We start from the raw sequence: 19,601 nt of genomic DNA, 5'->3' as shown, positions 1-19,601 counted from the left end.
CGCCGGGTTTTTTTATGCGAGATTTGAAAACCTCCGTTTGTCAGGCAAGGTCAGATGGACCTGAGAGACACCCGTTCTTCCAACTCAGCCGCTTTTTCCTTCCGCTCGCTGTAGCGATCGGTCAGATAGGTCGAAACATCGCGGGTAAGGATGGTGAACTTTACCAGCTCCTCGCAGACATCGACGACGCGATCATAATAGGACGACGGCTTCATCCGTCCGTCCGCATCGAATTCCTGAAACGCCTTGGCGACCGATGACTGGTTGGGGATGGTAATCATCCGCATCCAGCGACCGAGAATGCGCATCTGATTGACGGCATTGAAGGACTGACTTCCGCCGGAGACCTCCATCACGGCCAGCGTCTTGCCCTGTGTCGGGCGCACGGAACCGATTGCCAGGGGTATCCAGTCGATCTGAGACTTCATGATGCCGGTCATTGCGCCGTGGCGTTCAGGACTGATCCAGACCTGCCCTTCCGACCATTCGGAAAGCGCGCGAAGCTCCTGTACCTTTGCGTGGCTGGCAGGTGCCTCGTCTGGAAGCGGCAATCCGGCCGGATCGAAAAGCCGCACCTCGCATCCAAACCGCTCAAGCAGGCGACGAACCTCGAAAGCCAGCAGACGGCTGTAGGAAACTTCGCGGAGAGATCCATAGAGGATCAATATTCTGGGCTTATGCGTCGAGAATGCCGTTTGCAGCATCGCGGGCTCAATCGGCTGAAGGGAGCTTTCCAGAAGCGCTGGGAATGTTTCAGACAATACGCTTTCCTTCCTGATCGAGAACCTGCTCTCCATCTTCCTTGGTGAAAGACCCTTTGAAGGCATCAGCAGGAAGGATGTCGAGCACAACTTCCGAGGGCCGGGCAAGCCTGGTGCCGAGCGGAGTGACGACGAATGGCCTGTTGATCAGGATCGGTGTCGCGATCATCGCCGCCAGCAACTCATCATCGGTCAAGTCCGGATTGTCGAGACCGAGTTCGCCGTAGGGGGTGCCCTTTTCACGAATTGCCGCGCGCACGCTCAGCCCCGCATCCGAAATCATCTTCGCAAGTTGCTCTTGCGATGGCGGATTGTGGAGATATTCGATGACGGTTGGCTCAATCCCCGCGGCTTTGATCAAGGCAAGCGTATTGCGAGACGTTCCGCAGGCCGGGTTGTGGTAGATGGTGACATTCATATTCATGTCCTTTCGGTAGCTGCTGCTCGTTTCGAGACTGCAGGCGATGCTTCGTACCAATCCTTCGAGCGGTTCACGATCCAGACGACAGACAGCATCACCGGAACTTCAATCAGGACGCCGACGACCGTCGCCAGGGCCGCACCGGACTGGAAGCCGAACAGGCTGATTGCCGCTGCAACGGCCAGTTCGAAGAAGTTGCTGGCGCCGATCAGGGCGGATGGCCCGGCGACGCAATGCCTCTCGCCCGCCATTCTGTTCAACAGATATGCGAGCCCGGAATTGAGATAGACCTGAATAAGGATCGGTACAGCCAGCAGGGCGATGATGGTCGGCTGGGAAATGATTTGTTCGCCCTGAAATGCGAAGAGAAGAACCAGCGTCGCCAGCAGGGCAACAAGCGACATGGGCTGCAGCTTTGCCAAGAGGCTGTCCAGTGCGCGACTGCTTCCGTCCGCGGTCAGCCGTTTTCTTAAAAGCTGCGCGATCACAACCGGGACGACGATGTAGAGACCGACAGAGAGCGCCAGTGTTGCCCATGGCACCGTGATTGCGGAAAGCCCGAGCAGCAAACCGACGACCGGCGCGAAAGCGACGACCATGATGGCATCGTTGAGTGCCACCTGCGACAGCGTAAACAGCGGTTCACCACGGGTCAGATTGCTCCAGACGAAAACCATGGCGGTGCATGGTGCCGCAGCCAGGATAATCAGCCCTGCGATGTAGGAATCGATCTGATCTTGCGGGAGATAGGGGCGGAACAACCACCCGATAAACAGCCATCCGAGAAGCGCCATTGAGAACGGCTTGATCGCCCAGTTTATGAAAAGCGTAACCCCGATCCCGCGCCAATAGGACCCGACCTGCCCCAGCGACCGAAAATCGATTTTCAACAGCATGGGAATGATCATCAGCCAGATCAGGATTGCGACGGGAATATTGACCTTGGCAATCTCCGCAGCCCCAATCATCTGGAAAAAGCCGGGCATCAGATGTCCAAGGGCTACTCCAACTGCGATGCAGAGAAACACCCAGATCGTCAGATATCGTTCGAATGTGGACATTTCACTCGGCCTTTGCGGACTTGACCGATGCGCCTTCAAGCGAGCCGATCTGGCGAACGTGCTGTTCGAGGGCCAGGCGGTCAAGCGAGGCGATTGGCAAATTGATGAAGGCGGTGATCCGGTTTTTCAAAAACCGTGCAGCTTGAGCGAAAGCGCGCTGAATTTCGACCTCAGTCCCAACCACAGCCGCCGGATCCTCGACGCCCCAATGGGCGGTCATCGGATGGCCGATCCATACCGGGCAGGCTTCACCGGCTGCGCTATCACAGACGGTGAAGATGAAATCCATCTCCGGGCTGCCAGGCTCAGCGAAAACATCCCAGCTCTTCGACGAGAAGCCCTGCGAATCATAGCCGAGCGCATTCAGTTCCTTCAGCGCATGGGGATTGACTTCGCCCTTCGGCTGGCTTCCGGCGGAATAGGCTTTAAACCTGCCTGCACCTTCCTTGTTGAGAATGGATTCGGCCAGAATAGAGCGGGCGGAATTGCCCGTGCAGAGAAACAGTACGTTATAAATTTTGTCAGTCATGGGTGTGGTCCGTAATGAGGTTGGTGTCATGTTCATCGTCATGATGGTCGCCTACAATTACAAATTGACGACATCTGGTGGGTTGCAAGCACCGCAGCCGGCACATCAGCACGCGGCAGCGCTGTCGAGCGCCTTGTAGAGACGGACGTCGTCACCGGACACTTGGCAAAGCGTGATCGCGCTCAACATGGCTTCGCCAGCGGTGCGCAGCATGGCGTCAGTTCTGCAATCAGCGGCGCGCAAAGCTCGGTCGATCCGCCACAGCAGTCTTTCAGCAGGAACAGCGTCAAGTCGCGCAAAGCGTCGAGGTCGGCCCGGTAGATGATTGATCGGCTCTGACGCTCGCTTCTGACCAAGCCGGCACGAGAGAGTGTGGCCAGATGGGCAGACATCGTGTTCTGCGGAACATTGAGCAGACGCGCCAGCTCTCCAGCTGGCACGCCATCGGGCTCGTGGCTCACGAGCAATCTGAATGTCTCAAGCCGCGTGTTTTGAGCCAAGGCCGCGAGTATCGAAATAGCATTTTCGTTTTCCATATATCCAGATTAATGGATTTATTATTCCCGTCAAGACTTTTCAGAACTTCGTTGTTAACTTCGAAATCATGGTCAATCTGGGCATTGCCCTGGCATGGGTATCATTCCATGAGCATTGGTAACGGGACACCTCACGGCGCGGATGTCCCTTTCCGCCTGGACATCGATTTTGTGCCCCAGGCCAAGCGGAAACTAGCCCTTGTGAAATTTCACAACATGTTTTATATCGGCATGAGGCTGGCTTTCTGGATCGCAGTGGGAGGAGACCGGAGATGGCACGCAAGCAAACCAAGCCCGAACTCGTAACCGACGGCCAAAAACCGCAGCGGGCAAACCGGGTGAATTTTTTTGATCTCGCCTATGAACGGATCGAAGAACTCCTCATCAATTGCGAGCTGAAACCCGGCCGCCAGTTGACCCTTCAGGAACTGCAGGATGTGACAGGCCTTGGCCGCACACCTGTCCACAATGCCGTCAGCAGGCTTGCCGCAGATACACTTCTCATCGTTTTGCCGCGACACGGCCTTCGGGTTGCCCCGATCGATCTGGCGCGGGAGCGGCTGCTTCTGCAATTGCGCCGCGATATGGAGCGGTTTGTCGTGCGCCTGGCAATCGAACGCGCCAGCCTCTCCCATCGCAATCAGATGCTGCATATAGAACGCGCGCTGCGCGAGCGCCGCGACAAGATTACCCTGACCGAATTCAACCTTCTGGACCGCCGGATAGATCAGATCCTGCTTTCTGCCGCGAACGAGCCTTTCCTTGAGCATACGCTGCGCCCATTGCACACGATTTATCGTCGCATCGGTTTTATCCACCACACATTGACGCTTGGGAAGGCAGATCTTTCACAGACCGTCGACTGCCATCTGTCGGTGCTCAATGCCGTCGCCAATAGACATCTCGACACCGCGATATCAGCAACCGATGCACTGATCGGCTTCGTGGATTCGATGTTCGACGAGATGGAGGTAGGGATGGACCCCCGGCTTCTGGACTGTAGCATCGAGCCGATTTTCAATATCTGAAGCGTAGGAAATACCGCGCAATAAAGCCAATTGCGCGGCGTCTCACTTTATCTTCGACGCTGAAATATCACGAAATTCTAACTGATGGTGACGCTGGGGAGGTGTCGCTACAACGCTCAGGGAGGAGCAAGAATGAAAATATCTATGAAATCACTGATGGCGGCCACGATGGTGGCTGCTCTGGTCCCTTGGGGCGCCACAGCATTCGCAAAGGAGAAGATCACTTTCGCAGCAGCCGTCTTTGCCGAAGCCGGACGTGGTGACCGCGTTAAAGCATGGCTTCAGAAATTCAACGAAAGTCAGGATAAGGTCGAAGTCGAAGCAATTGCGATTCCCTTCTCCAGCCTGGCCAATACCGTCTTCACCCAGATGGGTGGCGGTGGAGGCCCGGATCTCGTTCGATTTGACCAGACCGATTTTTTTGCTGCGGTGCCGTCCGGTCGGCTGCTGCCACTCAACGACCTGATCAACGACAAGGACTATGAATTCCTGGGGCCCGACCGCTTCATGAAGGTGAAGGACGTTCGTTACGGTCTGCTCTTCGATACCACGGGTTACGCCCTGCTTTACAACAAGGATATCCTGCCTGAGCCGCCGAAGGACTTCGATAGCTTCCTGGCTGCCGCCAAGGAAAAGACGAAGGATGGTACCTTCGGCTATGCTTACCGCGCCACGATGGCCGAGCGCGCAGGTTTCTGGCAGGATTTGTGCAATTATGTCTTCGGCTTTGGCGGCCGCTGGAGCGACAAGGATGGCAAGCTGACGCTCAACAGCCCAGAGGTCATCAAGGGTGTAGAAGCCTATAAGAAGGTTTACGACGCAAGCGTAACGCCAAAGGGTGCTGATGCAGCAACCTATCGCCGCATGTTCTGGGAAGGCAAGATTGCCATGAACGTCGACAATGGCGGCGTGGCAGCCATTTTCCACCAGAACGCGCCACAGCTGCCCTTTGCCGCTGCCCCTTCGCCGTTTCCTGACAAGGCCCAGGGTCTCATCATGACGGCGCTTGTCGTCAATGCCAACACCAAGCACAAGGATGCGGCCGGATCATTTATCAAATGGGTCTATTCGCCCGAAAACCAGAAAGCCCTTCAGGCCGCCATGGGAACCGGCGTCGGCACCAAGCTGGATATGTCCGCCGAAGAACAAGCCAAGCAACCCTGGCTTAAAGTCTACGAGGGGCAGATGCAGAACGCGCTTCCGCAACTCGTCATGGGGCACGAGAGCAAAACGCCTGAAATTCAGCAGATCGTCCTGGAACAGGTGCTGAAAGTCCTTCTCGAAAATGCAGACCCGAAAGAAGCGATGGACCGCGCGCAAACTCTGGTCGAGCGCCGCGTTCTTCGGTGACACAACAGCGGAGGCTCGACACGGGCCTCCGCATAACCACCCGCTTTCAGTTTGAGGTCAATCATGGAACGCGCCCGACACGTTCGAGCACGGCTAGACGGCCACCCGTGGACGCCATATCTCTTCGCCGCCCCTGTCGGCATCTATCTTCTGCTATTTCAGTTCTATCCGCTGGTACAGCAGCTCTACATGAGCTTTACCGCGACGGACCTGTTGACACCGGATATCAATCCGTTCGTCGGCGTGGAGAACTATGCCTTCCTGATTGAAGACGGCGAACTGTGGAAAGTCTTGTGGGTTACGGCGATCTATACGCTGGCCTGCGTGATCTTCGCTATCGGCGTCGGCCTCGGATCGGCGCTGCTTCTCGATTCTCCGTTTTTCGGGCGCGGTGTCGCCCGCGCGCTTGTCACCATTCCCTGGGCAGCGCCTTCGGTGGCAGTCGCCCTTATCTTCACCTGGATTTTCAATTCCCAATACGGCATCTTCAACCGCATCCTGACTGCTTTCGGCCTCCCATTGGGCAGCGAAAACTGGCTGGATAATCCAGGCCTGGCTTTGCCAGCCATTCTCCTGACCACCGTGTGGCAAATCTTTCCGTTCTCATCGGTCGTCATTCTTGCAGCACTTCAAGGTGTGCCGCAGGAATTGAAAGAGGCGGCCGTCATCGACGGCGCAGACCGCCTGAACATTTTCAAGACGGCAACCTGGCCCACCATCCAGCCGACCGTGCTGATGCTGACACTCTTCGTCACCATCTGGTCTCTGCGACGCTTCGATCTCATCTGGCTGATGACGCAGGGCGGGCCGATTGGAGCGACCAACACCCTCGTCATCGAGCTTTACCGACAGGGCTTTGTCTATCGTGATCTCGGCACCGCCGCCTCCTTCGGCATGATCGGTCTCTCCATCGCTCTTCTGGTGACCGTCATTTATTTCAAGGTCACCCAGATGACCGAGCAGGCACAGGGAAAACGGTGATGAGCACTCGACACAACGGCCAGCACCTTCGCATCCTCTTGGTTCTTCTCATGCTGGGCTTTGCCGCTTTTCCGATCTACTGGATGTTCGTGACGTCGATGACGCCGTCATCGGAGTTGTTTGCGACCTCGCCCCGGCTGCTGCCGGAATGGTCGCAACTCGGCATCTACCTTGAGGTTTTCAACACGATACCGGTCGCAACCTGGCTGAAAAACAGTTTTCTCGTCGCAGCGGGAACAACGGTGCTCAGTATCCTGCTTGCAGTCTTGCCAGCCTATGCCCTGTCTCGCTTCAGGTTTACGGGGCTGGCCCTTCTGGGCTTCGCCCTGTTTGCGACGCAGATGCTGCCGGAAGCAATGCTGGTGGTGCCGCTTTATTCAATCTTCGCGGACCTCAATCTTTTGAACACCGCCTCTGGCCTCATCCTCGCCAATACCGCCTTTGTCGTGCCGGTCATAACGTGGATCATCAAGGGCGCCATTGACGGCATACCGATCGAAATTGAGGAAGCGGCGCGGGTCGATGGATGCTCACGGCTGGATATCGTGCTCGGCATCGTCATTCCGCTCATCGCCCCCACACTCGCAGCCGCCGCAGTCATTTCCTTTTTCCATGGATGGAATGAATATGTTTTCGCTCAAACGCTGATCAGCAGCGAGAACATGCGGACCGCTTCGGTCGGTCTTGCAAGTTTCGTCGGCGAGCTTTCCACGCCCATCCATTCCGTCATGGCGGTCGGCGTCATCTACACCCTGCCTGCCATCGTCTTTTATCTTTTCGCCCAACGCTACGTGGTCGCCGGAATGACCGCTGGCAGCGTCAAAGGCTGATAGGAACCTGTCATGTCCGCTATCGAGCTCATCAATATTTCCAAGAAATTCGGCGCGAAGGAAGTCATTCGCGATATCGATATCTCCATCGATGAGGATGACTTCCTCGTTCTGCTGGGTCCCTCCGGCTGTGGAAAATCCACGCTGCTGCGAATGCTGGCAGGGCTGGAAAGCATTTCAGGCGGTCAGATCATGATTGGAGGCAAAAGGGTCGACCAGCTGCCGCCGGGTGATCGCGACATCGCCTTCGTTTTCCAGTCCTACGCACTCTACCCGCATCTCTCCGTTCGCAGGAACATGTCCTTTCCCCTTCTGATGCAGGAATTTCGCCTGTGGCACCACCTGCCTTTCATTGGCGGCATTGCAAAACGCCGCATTGAAAACTCTGCTCGCATCGTTGAAAAAGTCGGCAGGATTTCGAAAATCCTGGGCTTGACGGAGATGCTGGACAGGTTTCCCCGCACATTGTCCGGCGGACAGAGACAGCGCGTTGCCCTTGGTCGCGCCATGGTACGCGAGCCTGAAGTCTTCCTTATGGATGAACCGCTCTCCAACCTCGATGCAAAGCTGCGCACCTCCATGCGCTCGGAAATATCGAGGCTCCATAAGGAGATCGGGGGAACCTTCGTCTACGTGACCCACGATCAGGTGGAAGCAATGACGATGGGCACCAAGATTGCCCTTATGCGAGATGGCATCATCCAGCAGTTCGGCACGGCACGGGAAATCTATACCGATCCGGCAAATACCTATGTCGCGCGCTTCATCGGCACACCACCAATGAACCTCATCGTCGCGAAACACCAGGGAGACATCTTGACGGTGGGATCAACAACCGTTCCCATCAACCTCCCCACTTCCGGGACAGAAAGCGATGTCCTCCTTGGCGTAAGGCCCAACGCAATCACATTGACCACCGAGCCCAGGCCGGGCTCACTGCGTGGCGAGGTTGTCATGGTCGAACATGTCGGTGCCGATTCAATCATCGCCGTGCGCCTCACCGATGGCAGGACAGCCCATAATGACGACGGTGACCTCGATGCGGTCATGGTGACAGTTCCCGGCTATTGTGAATTGTCGATGGGACAGCCGGTATCGCTCACAATCGATCCTGATCAACCAATCCTGTTTTCGGCCACGTCTGGACAGCGGATAGCCAAATCCGGCTAACGCCCAGCCGGGCTGCCCGGGGCGGGTAATCCGAGCCGCCCCATGGAAAAGTGGTCAAGCCTTGGAAGGGGGACGACAGAAAGTCGATCCCCTTCACATCTGCATTGCCTTTTCTCTTTGCTCACGACGATGGAAGCGGCGAAGTCCTAGGCTACGTCGCCGGGATCATGCGGTTGTGTCCATGCCGAACCGATCACCCGTGACGCTTCCGCTTTGCGTCGCTGACGATCAACCATGGTGATGCCAGGCTTCCGTGGGCGCTCCCTCTCACTTCACCGGTCAATTGATCCGTCAGTTCTCTCGACGTCACTCCTGGATTTGAGGTAGAGACGATCGAAAGTGTTCAGAACTTGCTTAAGTGCATTTACTGGGCCATCTCGTTGATCCAAACAGAGCCAATCTTGATGACAACGGATGACTGCCACTTTCGATTCTACCAAGGAGATAGTGTGACCGAGCCGCGGGATACGAAGACAAGAATCATGGACTCCGCCGAGGCGCTGTTTGCCGAAGCCGGCTTTGACGCCGTTCCCATACGCGAGATCATGCGCCGCGCGGATGCCCGGCTTGGTTTGATGAGTTACTATTTCGAGTCGAAGGAGGCTCTGCTCGAAGCCGTCATCGCGCGGCGGATCGATGTCCTGAGCAGTGAGAGAAAGAATCGTCTGCTCGTTTTTGCCGGAACCAGTGAAAGCTCGATCGAAAAGATCGTGGATGCCTTCATCGATCCTTTTCTTGAGATGATGACGACGAAAAACGACGGCTGGCGAAACTATGGCAGGCTGATTGCCCACCTTGCCCAATCAAGCCGCTGGATCGAGCTCATCCATAGATATTTCGACGCAACGTCCGAACTTTTCATTGCTGAACTCAAGAGAATTTGTCCGAATGTACCAGACGACAAGGTCGTACGCGGATACGTCTGCACCGTAGGGGCGATGCTGCACATATTCTCCATCACCGGCCGGATGCGCATGTTATCCGATGGCAAAGTGGATGATGAGGATATCGCCAAAAGTGGCGCAGACCTGAAGACATTCATTTCCAGCGGCTTGAAAGGCACGTTAACTGAGGGCGAGAGACGGAGCTAAACGTCCTGGCATCAGCCCACATGCCTACAGATGCAGAAAAGTGGGGTGTAAGGGCAGAGATGAGGTGGAGGAAATCAGGTGACTGACGAGGAAACCGGAGTGCCACCAATTAGCGAGATGTTTTTAAAACCGGTCGCGTAATTATCTTTCAAGACAGGGCTGTGAACGCAAGCGGCGACGGGGCCCTATAAAGCCGCGTCACCTTCGCAATTTGCCTGTCAGTGCTTTCGTTACCCGCGAAAGCTCAGCGCGACCCGTGACGTCAGCAATCCATAAGGCCGTTTCCGCCAGCTGCTCCAGGTCTATATCGCGGCAAAGGCCAAGGTCCTGCAGCAAATAGACCACCTCTTCCGTCGCGACGTTGCCGGCTGCCCCAGCTGCATAGGGGCAGCCGCCCAAACCGCCGACCGAGCTGTCGAAGACGCGTATTCCGGCATCCAGTGCGGCCTGAATATTGGCGATGCCCATGCCGTATGTATCGTGGAAATGGCCAGCGAGCGCCGATAGGGGAGCTTCTGCCGCGACCGCTTCAATCATCCGCTTCACCCTGGCTGGCGTGCCCACGCCGATCGTATCACCCAGCGATACTTCACGCGCACCATTTTCCAGCAGCAGACGCGTGACGCGCGCCACAGCGCGGGGATCGATTGCTCCCTCATAGGGACAGGCGATGGCGCAGGAAACGTAGCCGCGCACCGGCAGTCCGGCCAGCCGGGCAGCTTCGAACACCTGACGAAAGCGCGCAAAGGACTCATCGATGGAACAGTTGATGTTGCGATGGGAAAAGGTCTCGGAGGCAGAAGCAAATACCGCGACCTCTCGCGCTCCGGCTGCCCTTGCAGCCTCGAAACCCTTGATATTGGGCGTAAGCGCCGAGAGAGTGACATTCTCCAGCTCGGATGCCCTGGCGCAGGCCATCATCACATCTGTACTGTCCGCCATCTGCGGAACCCACTTCGGCGAAACGAAAGCGGTGGCTTCGATATGGTGAAGCCCTGCCTTGGCAAGACGCTTTACCAGCTCGACTTTCACCTCCGTCGCAACAATCGCGGCTTCGTTCTGCAATCCGTCCCTTGGGCCAACCTCTACGATGACGACCTTGTCTTCGTTTGCTCGCTGCATCACCCTATCCCTGTACCGCAGGCTGGAAATCGACGAGTTCCGCCCCTGCCAGCACCTGATCGCCAACTGCATAATGGAAGCTGGCAAGCGTTCCATCTGACGGCGCAGTGATCGTGTGCTCCATTTTCATCGCTTCCATGATGAGCAAAGGATCTCCCGCCTTAACGGATGCGCCGGCCTCCGCAAGAAGCGCAATGACCGAGCCCGGCATCGGCGCACGAAGGCCGCCGCTGCCGGTCTGCGTGCCGCTTTCCCACTGGAGATCAGGCAGTCGGCGCACCACATAGCTCTGCCCGGAATGGAAGACATGGCGGTCGTCCGCATCCTTGACGATTGTCGCCTCGCATCGGCGCTCTCCAAGGTACACGCAAATTGTCGCTTCGGCGCCGCTTCTGCGCGCATGACCTTGTGCGAAAACAGATGTGTCCCGCGCAGAAGAAAGCGCTAACGTCCAGCCCTTACCCGAGGAAAAGGCCGTTATCTTGCAAGTCTCACCCCTGCAGGAAAGCTCGATCCGACGTTCTGCTCGACCGCTCAGCCTCCAGCCGTCAATCGCCGTCCATGGTGATGCGTTTTGCTCTGGCTCATCACGCAGAAGTTCGTCCAGAGCCGCGAGATACCACACCTCGTCAGGGACCGGTGAAGCGGCAAACAATGCCTCCTGTTCGCGCTCGATCAGGCCAGTATCGAGGTCGGCCCCGGAAAAGGATGGTGTCTGGACAAGGCGGCTGAGGAAGGCGACATTGGCGGTCAATCCGACGATCTGGATCGAGCCCAGTGCTTCGCCCATGCGTTTCAGCGCCTCTTCTCGATCCGCCCCGTGGACGATCAGTTTGGCAATCATGGGGTCATAATGAGGGGATATGGCATCGCCTGCGTCAACCGCGCTGTCTACCCGCACCCGGGCATCCGTTGCGGGCAGCCTTAGATGCCTGATGGTACCGATTGACGGCAGGAACCCCGCGTCCGCGTCCTCCGCATAGATACGCGCCTCTATAGCGTGCCCCATCAAAAGCACGTCCTGCTGGCGTAGCGGCAATGGCTCGCCGGACGCAACGCGCAACTGCCACTCGACGAGGTCAAGCCCGGTCACCATTTCCGTGACAGGATGCTCCACCTGCAGGCGGGTGTTCATTTCCATGAAATAGAAGGATCCGTCCTGGTTCGCGATGAACTCGACGGTTCCTGCCCCGACATATCCCACCGCTTTTGCCGCCTTTATAGCAGCAGCGCCCATGGCGGCACGTCGCTCATCCGTCATTCCGGGTGCGGGCGCTTCCTCCAGAACCTTCTGGTGCCGGCGCTGTACCGAGCAGTCGCGTTCATTGAGATGGATGCAGTTGCCGAAGACATCCGCAAAAATCTGGATTTCTATATGGCGCGGCTTGAGGATATATTTCTCGATAAGAACATGATCGTCGCCGAAGGCGTTGCGCGCCTCGCGTTGGCAGGAGCCGAGCGCATCGGCAAAATCCTCCGGGCGGTCGACGCGCCGCATTCCCTTGCCGCCACCGCCCGCAGAGGCCTTGATAAGGACGGGGTAGTCGATAAGGTCCGCTTCGCGCTGAAGCAGCGCCGGATCATTATCCGCACCGTGATATCCGGGCACGAGCGGCACACCCGCCTTGCCCATCAGCTCCTTGGCGGCCGACTTGGACCCCATGGCACGAATGGCGGCCGCAGGTGGACCGATGAACACGATGCCGCTCGCAGCGCAGGCTTCGGCAAAGTCGTCATTTTCAGACAGGAAGCCGTAGCCGGGGTGAATGGCCTCGGCGCCGGTGCGTCGCGCCGCAGCCAGAATCCTCTCGGCAACTAAATAGGATTCACGGGCAGATGCAGGTCCAATGAGGATTGCTTCATCCGCAAGCCGCACGTGCCGCGCACCCGCATCCGCCTCGGAATACACAGCCACCGTAGCAATGCCCATGCTCCGCGCGGTGTGAATGATGCGGCAGGCGATTTCCCCGCGATTGGCGATCAGGATCTTCTTGAACATGACTTTAACCTGATCCTTTCGGCCGCTCTGCGATCCAGCCGGGATCGCGCTTTTCGAGGAAGGCAGAAAGACCTTCGCGTGCCTCCTGGCTCGCCCGGCGCGCTGCGATCAGCTCCGCCATTTCCGACACCAGCGCGCCGTCAATGGTGCGCCCTGAAATCCGCCCGACCAGCGACTTCGCTTCCTGAACAGCCTGTGGGGCGCCTCTCAGCAGAGCGGCGACAATCCCCTCGACAACGTCATCGAGACTGTCCCTGTCGCTGACCTCATGAACGAGACCCAACGCATGTGCGCGTGTCGCGTCCATACGCTCCCCGGTCAGAAAATACCGGCGGCAGTGGCGTTCACCGATCGCGGCGGCAATCAGGGGGCTGATAACGGCTGGGATCAATGCAAGCCTGACCTCCGATGTCGCAAACACCGCATTTGGAGCAGCGACTGCGATGTCGCAGGCTGCCACCAGCCCCATACCGCCGCCAATGGCTGCACCCTGAACACGAGCAATCAGCGGTTTGGGGCATTCACGCAATGCCAGGAACATGCGCCCCATGGCCGCAGCATCGGCAGCATTGTCTTCAACGGAGGCAGCGCCTTGCCGTTTCATCCATGCAAGATCTGCTCCCGCCGAAAAGTTCGCCCCGCGTCCGGCAAGGACCAGAACACGCACACGCGCGTCTTTGGAAAGCATCTCTATGACATCAGTCATTTCCCGAACGAGGTTTTCATCAAAGGCATTGTGCTGTCCGGGCCGGTTCATCCAGACCGTTGCGACCTTATCATTTATCTCGAGTTGAAGCGTTTTATAGGTCATGGGAACCTCACATGCGGAAAAGGCCGAAGCGCGTTTCGCCAATCGGCGCATTCAGCGCGGTCGAAAGCGAAAGGCCAAGAACGCGACGGGTCTGGGCAGGGTCAATAATGCCATCGTCCCACATCCGTGCGGTCGAATAATAGGGATGGCCCTGCCGTTCATATTGGTCACGGATGTTGTTTCTAAACGCATCTTCTTCTTCGCCAGGCCATGTCTCTCCCTTGGCGGCAGCGCCGTCACGACGAAGCGTTGCAAGAACGGATGCGGCCTGCTCCCCACCCATGACGCTGATGCGCGCATTGGGCCACATCCAGAGAAAACGCGGACTATAGGCACGTCCACACATGCCATAGTTTCCGGCACCAAAACTTCCGCCAATGACGAGCGTGAGCTTGGGAACCGCCGCTGTGGCGACAGCTGTCACAAGTTTGGCCCCGTGCTTGGCGATGCCTTCATTCTCATAGGCGCGACCGACCATGAAGCCGGTAATATTCTGCAGAAACAGCAGGGGAATGCGGCGCTGTACACAAAGCTCTATGAAGTGCGCACCCTTCAGAGCCGCTTCACCGAATAGAATGCCATTATTGGCGATGATGCCGACCTGCATCCCATAGAGCCGGGCAAATCCCGTCACCAGCGTCGTGCCATATCGCGCCTTGAATTCGTCGAAACAGGAGCCGTCGACCAGACGGGCAATGACCTCGCGCACATCATATGGTTTGCGTGTATCCGAGGGAATGATGCCGTAGAGGTCTTCGGCGGGATAGATTGGTTCGTCGTATGGTGCGGCGGCAATGTTCTGCTCTGGCAATGTCGAAACGATGCGTCTGGCAATGTGGAGAGCGTGCGCGTCGTTTTCAGCAAGATGGTCGGCAACACCGGAGATGCGGGTGTGCACGTCTCCACCGCCAAGATCCTCGGCCGTGACGACTTCACCCGTCGCCGCCTTTACCAGAGGTGGCCCTCCCAGGAAGATGGTGCCCTGCTCACGGACGATGACCGTTTCATCGCTCATGGCGGGGACATAGGCCCCACCCGCCGTGCAGGAGCCCATGACAACGGCGATCTGGGCGATCCCTGCCGCCGACATCTGTGCCTGATTATAGAAGATACGGCCGAAATGATTTTCGTCCGGGAAGAATTCGTCCTGCAGAGGCAGGTAACCACCACCTGAATCCACGAGATAAAGGCAGGGAAGACGATTTTCTGCGGCGATTTTCTGGGCACGCAGATGCTTCTTGACTGTCATCGGGTAATAGGTGCCGCCCTTGACGGTCGCGTCATTGGCGATGATCATGCATCGGCGGCCTTCGACATTGCCTATGCCTGCCACGATGCCGGCAGACGGTGCTTCACCGTCATACAGCCCGTGCGCTGCGAGCTGACCGATTTCAAGAAATGGCGATCCCGCATCCAGCAGGCGATCGACGCGTTCGCGCGGCAGCATCTTCCCGCGGCTTGTGTGGCGTTTGCGCGCGACGTCACCGCCACCCAAGGCCGCCTGCGACGTTTTACCAACGAGATCGGCAACCGCATCGGCCATCGCCTGCGCATTGGCGCGAAATTCTGCCGAAGCGGAGTTGATGCTTGTTGACAAAGGGTTCACGTCCGGCCTCCTCTACTGCAGGCGTTCCCCCGCGCCGGCAATTATTGACTTTCGCGTAATCTAACGTTTCAAGATACTCAAATCCCGTCAAAGAATTGATGGATAGTGCCAAGGGGGTAGGGGTCGATGACCCATGCAAGAACGCCGTCCGGCTTTGCCTCGGCCATTGTTTCCGCCTATCACATGCGGGGCATGAACCCGCAGGAAGCGCTTGACGCAGCCGGTCTGGCACTTGGTGAACTTCATCCGGACAGCAGGATTACGGCGGACCAGCTTGAGCGCCTCTCAAACCACGCCATGCGGGAGCTGGACGACGAGGCGCTTGGCTGGTTTTCCAGACGGCTGCCCTGGGGAAGTTACGGCATGTTGTGCCGCGCCTCCCTGCCCTCCGCCACCCTCGGCATAGCCATCGCGCGCTGGTGCCGCCATCACAACCTCATAGCGCAGGATGTTGAACTCAGCCTCAAAGCCGACAGACATCTGGCTGAGGTTCGGATCGAAGAGAAGCGCGACCTTGGCATTCTGAGAGAGTTTTGCCTGGTAAGCCTGCTGCGCAATCTGCAAGGTGTGGCCTCCTGGCTCGGCGACACGCGCATACCCCTGATCGATGTCGAATTTCCCTTTGCGGCACCGGCCCATGCTGAAAGCTACCGCTATCTGTTCGATGGACCTGCCTCGTTCCGAGCAGAGCTTACCACGCTTCGTTTCGATGCGGCCTATCTGGCTCTGCCCGTCCTTCGCGATGATGCCGCCCTGAGGCAGATGCTGCGCCGCCCGCTGCCGTTGATGGTGCGCCAGTATCGCCGTGACCGTCTCCTGTCTCGCGAAATCCTGCGCTTGCTGGGCGATATGCCTGCGGCGAGTGCCGATGAACTGGCCGAGAAGCTGAATCTGTCGACCCGCAGCCTGCACCGGCACATCAAGCAGGAAGGGACCTCGTTTCAGGCTCTGAAGGATCTTTCGCGCCGCCGTCTGGCGGAAAGACTGCTTGCATCGACACCATGGCCGATCAAGCGAATCGCGCGCGAATGCGGTTTTGACGCCGAGGCAAGTTTTGTGCGGGCGTTCAAATCCTGGAGCGGCCAAACCCCACGCGCTTATGCTGTCAACGCCCGCCAGGGCAGGTCGGTGCACGCCAAAGCGTGAAAGCTGCATGGGATCGCGATGCCTCCCTGCAGTTGTCTCAATGCGTCAATTCTTTGGCAGGATTTGATGCCTGTTCGACTATAGCTTTCCCGAAGATCAAGACGCAACCCGGTGGGACGGGGCGCTGATGGGAGGGGACCTGGATGATCGAATTCAATGCCGCGGTGGTGCGCCAATGCTGCAATCCCGTGTGAGCGGCGACCGGATCGTCCTGCATCTGCCGAACGGCTGGCAATGGGTGGTTGCCTATCACGCAATAGCCAGGCTGGGTGCGGTCGTCGTGCCTGCAAATTTCCTCCTCAGCGCCGAAGAGGTCTCCTATATCGTTGAGGACTCCGAAGCGGCTGCCCTGATCGTTCCGGCGGAACGCCGTGCCTCTTTCACGACGAGAGCCCAGGTTTACACGCTTGGGGAGGCACCGGAGGCCGAAGAATTGACCCGCCTTCTCGACGGTGACTACATGTTACCCGTCGAGCGCAATCCGGAAGACCTTTTTACCATCGGATATACGTCCGGAACGACCGGTCGGCCCAAGGGCGCGACCATGAGCCATGAAGGCCTTTTCGCCAGCCTTTCGGGAACAGCCACGATCCACGTCCGCCATGAAGGCGACGCGGTGTTGACGTCCCTGCCTTTCCCGCATGTTTACGGAAACATCGTCATGAACGCGACGTTTCTGGTCGGTTCGCGGCTGATTACAACGCCGCGCTTCGATGCAGCTGAGGCGTTGCGCCTCATCGGCGAGGAAAAAGCCACCCTTTTCGAGGGGGTGCCGACCATGTTCTACCAGATGCTGGCCCACCCCAGTATCGGCGATGCCGACTTGAGCAGTCTGACACGGTGCACCGTCGGCGGGCAGACCATGCCGACCGCCAAGATAAATGCCGTCACAAGCCGCTCTGGATGTCCGCTTCTGGAACTGTGGGGCATGACCGAAGTTGCAGGGCCTGCCGTTACCCATTCGCCATACTGGAGCCCGAGACCCGGTTCCATCGGCTTGCCGATGCCCGGCTTTGAGACACGTATTGCGGATCTGGAGGATTCGTCGCGCGACGCAGCACCGGGTGCAGCAGGTGAACTCATGGTGCGCGGCACCATGGTCACCAAGGGCTACTGGCGCAACGAAGCTGCCACAAAAGAAACCATCAATGCGCAGGGCTGGCTTGCGACCGGCGATATTGCACGTGCTGACAAGGACGGTTTCATCTTCATCGTCGACCGCAAGAAAGACATGATCACTACCGCGGGCTACAACGTCTATCCTGCTGAGCTTGAGCAGGTCATTGCCATGCACCCGTCTGTCGCAATGGTCGCCGTTGCCGGCACCGCCGAGAAGGGCGAAATCGCCCAGGCTTTCGTCGTGCCTCACCAAAATGCGGTCTTGAGTGAAGAAGACCTGATCGCCCACTGCCGCAAGCATCTGGCATCCTACAAGATTCCGCGAAAGGTCATTTTCGTTGAGGATCTTCCTAAAAACAGCACCGGAAAAATTCTACGCCGTTCGCTTCGAGAAGCTCAGGCAAGCGTCTGACGGCGCTTTGCCTTCATCACTATGTGCGCGTCCATGCGCGGGGAATGGGAGGTTCCATCATGTCCGTGAATTTCAATGCAGACTATACGATGACCATCGACGGCAAGGCAGTCACGGCCGCGTCGACATTCGAGGTGTTCAATCCCGCAACGGAAGAGGTGATCGCAACCGCACCTGACGCCAGCCGCGAACAGCTGGAAGCAGCCGTTTCCGCAGCCAAGGCAGCCTTCCCCGCATGGTCGAAACGCCCCTTGGCCGAACGTCAGGCCTTCGTTGCACGTCTTGGCGATGCCATCGAAGCCCATGCGGCCGATTTCATGCGGCTTCTGACGCGGGAACAGGGAAAGGCGTTCAAAGGGGCCGAGTGGGAAGTCGGCGGATCTTCCATCTGGTGCCGGGAAATCGCCAAGCAGGAGCTGCCCCTACACGTCGTCGAGAAAACCGATGACCGGACAGTGGAAACAAGGCGCGTTCCGCTCGGTGTCGTCGGTAGCATCACCCCATGGAATTTCCCGATCCTCCTTGCCGTGTGGAAGATTGCACCTGCGCTGGTTGCCGGCAACACCATGGTCCTCAAACCATCGCCTTACACCCCTTTGTGCACACTGAAACTGGGTGAGATTGTCCGCGACATCCTCCCTCCGGGCGTCCTCAACATCGTATCGGGCGGCAACGAGCTCGGCTCGTGGTTGACCCAGCATAAGGACATCAGCAAGATCAGTTTCACCGGTTCCACAGCCACTGGGCGCAAGATCATGGAAGCGTGTTCCGGAAACCTCAAGCGCATCACGCTGGAGCTCGGCGGCAATGACCCGGCAATCGTTCTGCCTGACGTAGACATCGAGAAAACAGCTGAAAAACTATTCTGGGCCGCCTTCCAGAACAGCGCCCAGTTCTGCGTGGCTGCCAAGCGGCTCTATATCCATGAGGATATCTACGATGAACTGGCAGCGGCGCTGGTGGCCTATGCCAGAACCGTGAAAGTGGGCAATGGCGCCGACCAGGGCACGGATCTTGGCCCGATCCAGAATCGGATGCAGTTTGAAAAACTCAAGAACCTTCTGGCAGACGCAAAGGACAAGGGACTGCGTTTCCTGCTGGGCGGCGATATCGGGCAAGGCAAAGGCTTCTTTGTCCCCGTGACGATCATCGACAATCCACCAGAGGACAGCCGAGTGGTGGTCGAAGAAGCCTTCGGTCCCGTCCTGCCTCTTCTCAAGTTCAAGGATCTCGACGATGTCATCGACCGCGCCAACAACACGGAATACGGCCTGGCGGCCTCCGTCTGGGGCAAGGACGTGGTCAAGGCACGCAGCATTGCCGAGCGGATAGAGGCAGGCACTGTCTGGGTAAACGAAATCCACAGTTTCTCACCGCATGTGGCATTTGGCGGCCACAAACAATCGGGTATCGGGATTGAAAATGCGCTTGAGGGCTTGAGCGAATACACCAATTCACAAACACTGGTCATCAACGCAGCTGCCTAAGATGCCGGCCTCCGGAGCGGCGCATGAATGTGCCGCTTCCTTAAACGCGTTGCTTTTGGGTGGGGACGGTTCTCCGTCGACGTGCATTTCCAAGGCGACTTGTTTGTCATGCGACGGAGAAAAAGAACGCTTTCAACATCG

The 19,601-nt window shown here is 57.8% G+C and carries 18 protein-coding genes; 9 read left to right on the top strand and 9 right to left on the bottom strand.

All coding sequences use genetic code 11. The features are described 5' to 3' along the window. Positions 1 to 50: 50 nt before the first annotated feature. The 5 genes from arsH to QRN85_RS06325 form a co-directional block, all read right to left on the bottom strand. Entirely contained in the window at positions 51 to 797 is a 747-nt protein-coding gene (arsH, locus tag QRN85_RS06345; RefSeq protein ID WP_502870740.1) for an arsenical resistance protein ArsH, read from the bottom strand. Beyond that, complete coding sequence (gene arsC, locus QRN85_RS06340; RefSeq protein WP_284756780.1) at positions 754 to 1,179, bottom strand: arsenate reductase (glutaredoxin); 426 nt, start codon at positions 1,177 to 1,179, stop codon at positions 754 to 756. Before arsC ends, arsH begins: the two co-directional genes overlap by 44 nt. Before the next feature lie 2 nt (positions 1,180 to 1,181). Continuing rightward, complete coding sequence (gene arsB, locus QRN85_RS06335) at positions 1,182 to 2,243, bottom strand: ACR3 family arsenite efflux transporter (RefSeq protein ID WP_113100185.1); 1,062 nt, start codon at positions 2,241 to 2,243, stop codon at positions 1,182 to 1,184. A gap of 1 nt (position 2,244) precedes the next feature. Then, positions 2,245 to 2,772, bottom strand: coding sequence for an arsenate reductase ArsC (locus QRN85_RS06330; RefSeq protein WP_113092264.1), 528 nt, complete (start codon positions 2,770 to 2,772; stop codon positions 2,245 to 2,247). A gap of 182 nt (positions 2,773 to 2,954) precedes the next feature. After that, positions 2,955 to 3,308: an ArsR/SmtB family transcription factor gene (locus QRN85_RS06325; protein WP_284756784.1), complete on the bottom strand. Its 354-nt coding sequence runs from the start codon at positions 3,306 to 3,308 to the stop codon at positions 2,955 to 2,957. Between the two features lie 272 nt (positions 3,309 to 3,580). Here QRN85_RS06325 and QRN85_RS06320 point away from each other — a divergent pair, with 272 nt between their 5' ends. The 6 genes from QRN85_RS06320 to QRN85_RS06295 all read left to right on the top strand — a co-directional run bounded on the left by QRN85_RS06320 (position 3,581) and on the right by QRN85_RS06295 (position 9,758). Continuing rightward, positions 3,581 to 4,336, top strand: a complete 756-nt coding sequence (locus QRN85_RS06320) for a GntR family transcriptional regulator (protein ID WP_062589967.1) — start codon at positions 3,581 to 3,583, stop codon at positions 4,334 to 4,336. A gap of 132 nt (positions 4,337 to 4,468) precedes the next feature. Continuing rightward, positions 4,469 to 5,686, top strand: a complete 1,218-nt coding sequence (locus tag QRN85_RS06315; protein WP_284756786.1) for an ABC transporter substrate-binding protein — start codon at positions 4,469 to 4,471, stop codon at positions 5,684 to 5,686. Positions 5,687 to 5,749: 63 nt separating this feature from the next. Next, positions 5,750 to 6,667 (top strand): carbohydrate ABC transporter permease, encoded by a 918-nt coding sequence (locus QRN85_RS06310; protein ID WP_284756787.1) that lies wholly within the window; start codon positions 5,750 to 5,752, stop codon positions 6,665 to 6,667. After that, positions 6,667 to 7,497 (top strand): carbohydrate ABC transporter permease, encoded by an 831-nt coding sequence (locus tag QRN85_RS06305; RefSeq protein WP_284756789.1) that lies wholly within the window; start codon positions 6,667 to 6,669, stop codon positions 7,495 to 7,497. The genes QRN85_RS06310 and QRN85_RS06305 overlap by 1 nt, the downstream gene beginning before the upstream one ends. A gap of 12 nt (positions 7,498 to 7,509) precedes the next feature. Continuing rightward, on the top strand, positions 7,510 to 8,667 hold the full coding sequence (locus QRN85_RS06300; RefSeq protein WP_284756790.1) for an ABC transporter ATP-binding protein: 1,158 nt from the start codon (positions 7,510 to 7,512) through the stop codon (positions 8,665 to 8,667). 449 nt (positions 8,668 to 9,116) lie between these two features. Then, positions 9,117 to 9,758: a TetR/AcrR family transcriptional regulator gene (locus QRN85_RS06295; RefSeq protein WP_284756791.1), complete on the top strand. Its 642-nt coding sequence runs from the start codon at positions 9,117 to 9,119 to the stop codon at positions 9,756 to 9,758. A gap of 198 nt (positions 9,759 to 9,956) precedes the next feature. Here QRN85_RS06295 and QRN85_RS06290 read toward each other — a convergent pair whose 3' ends face one another. From QRN85_RS06290 to QRN85_RS06275, 4 genes are read right to left on the bottom strand one after another with little or no spacing between them, the layout of a single operon-like run. Continuing rightward, positions 9,957 to 10,880, bottom strand: coding sequence for a hydroxymethylglutaryl-CoA lyase (locus tag QRN85_RS06290; protein WP_284756793.1), 924 nt, complete (start codon positions 10,878 to 10,880; stop codon positions 9,957 to 9,959). A 4-nt stretch (positions 10,881 to 10,884) separates the two neighbouring features. Continuing rightward, the gene (locus QRN85_RS06285; protein WP_284756795.1) at positions 10,885 to 12,879 is read right to left on the bottom strand and encodes an acetyl/propionyl/methylcrotonyl-CoA carboxylase subunit alpha; all 1,995 of its coding nucleotides are present in this window, start codon (positions 12,877 to 12,879) and stop codon (positions 10,885 to 10,887) included. A 4-nt stretch (positions 12,880 to 12,883) separates the two neighbouring features. After that, positions 12,884 to 13,690, bottom strand: a complete 807-nt coding sequence (locus tag QRN85_RS06280; RefSeq protein ID WP_284756797.1) for an enoyl-CoA hydratase-related protein — start codon at positions 13,688 to 13,690, stop codon at positions 12,884 to 12,886. A 7-nt stretch (positions 13,691 to 13,697) separates the two neighbouring features. Continuing rightward, on the bottom strand, positions 13,698 to 15,233 hold the full coding sequence (locus QRN85_RS06275) for a carboxyl transferase domain-containing protein (protein ID WP_502870752.1): 1,536 nt from the start codon (positions 15,231 to 15,233) through the stop codon (positions 13,698 to 13,700). Between the two features lie 189 nt (positions 15,234 to 15,422). On the opposite strand from QRN85_RS06275, the gene QRN85_RS06270 reads away from it, so the two are divergent. The 3 genes from QRN85_RS06270 (at position 15,423) to QRN85_RS06260 (ending at position 19,460) form a co-directional block, all read left to right on the top strand. Further along, positions 15,423 to 16,442, top strand: coding sequence for an AraC family transcriptional regulator (locus tag QRN85_RS06270; protein WP_284756799.1), 1,020 nt, complete (start codon positions 15,423 to 15,425; stop codon positions 16,440 to 16,442). Between the two features lie 175 nt (positions 16,443 to 16,617). Further along, positions 16,618 to 17,973: an AMP-binding protein gene (locus QRN85_RS06265; RefSeq protein ID WP_284756800.1), complete on the top strand. Its 1,356-nt coding sequence runs from the start codon at positions 16,618 to 16,620 to the stop codon at positions 17,971 to 17,973. Between the two features lie 59 nt (positions 17,974 to 18,032). After that, positions 18,033 to 19,460: an aldehyde dehydrogenase family protein gene (locus QRN85_RS06260; RefSeq protein WP_284756802.1), complete on the top strand. Its 1,428-nt coding sequence runs from the start codon at positions 18,033 to 18,035 to the stop codon at positions 19,458 to 19,460. The last annotated feature ends 141 nt before the right edge of the window (positions 19,461 to 19,601 follow it).

The sequence above is a fragment of the Agrobacterium sp. fls2-241-TYG-188a genome (assembly GCF_030209845.1).
The sequence above is the reverse complement of the archived record's forward strand: the minus strand, read 5'-3'. Positions and strand labels throughout refer to the sequence as shown.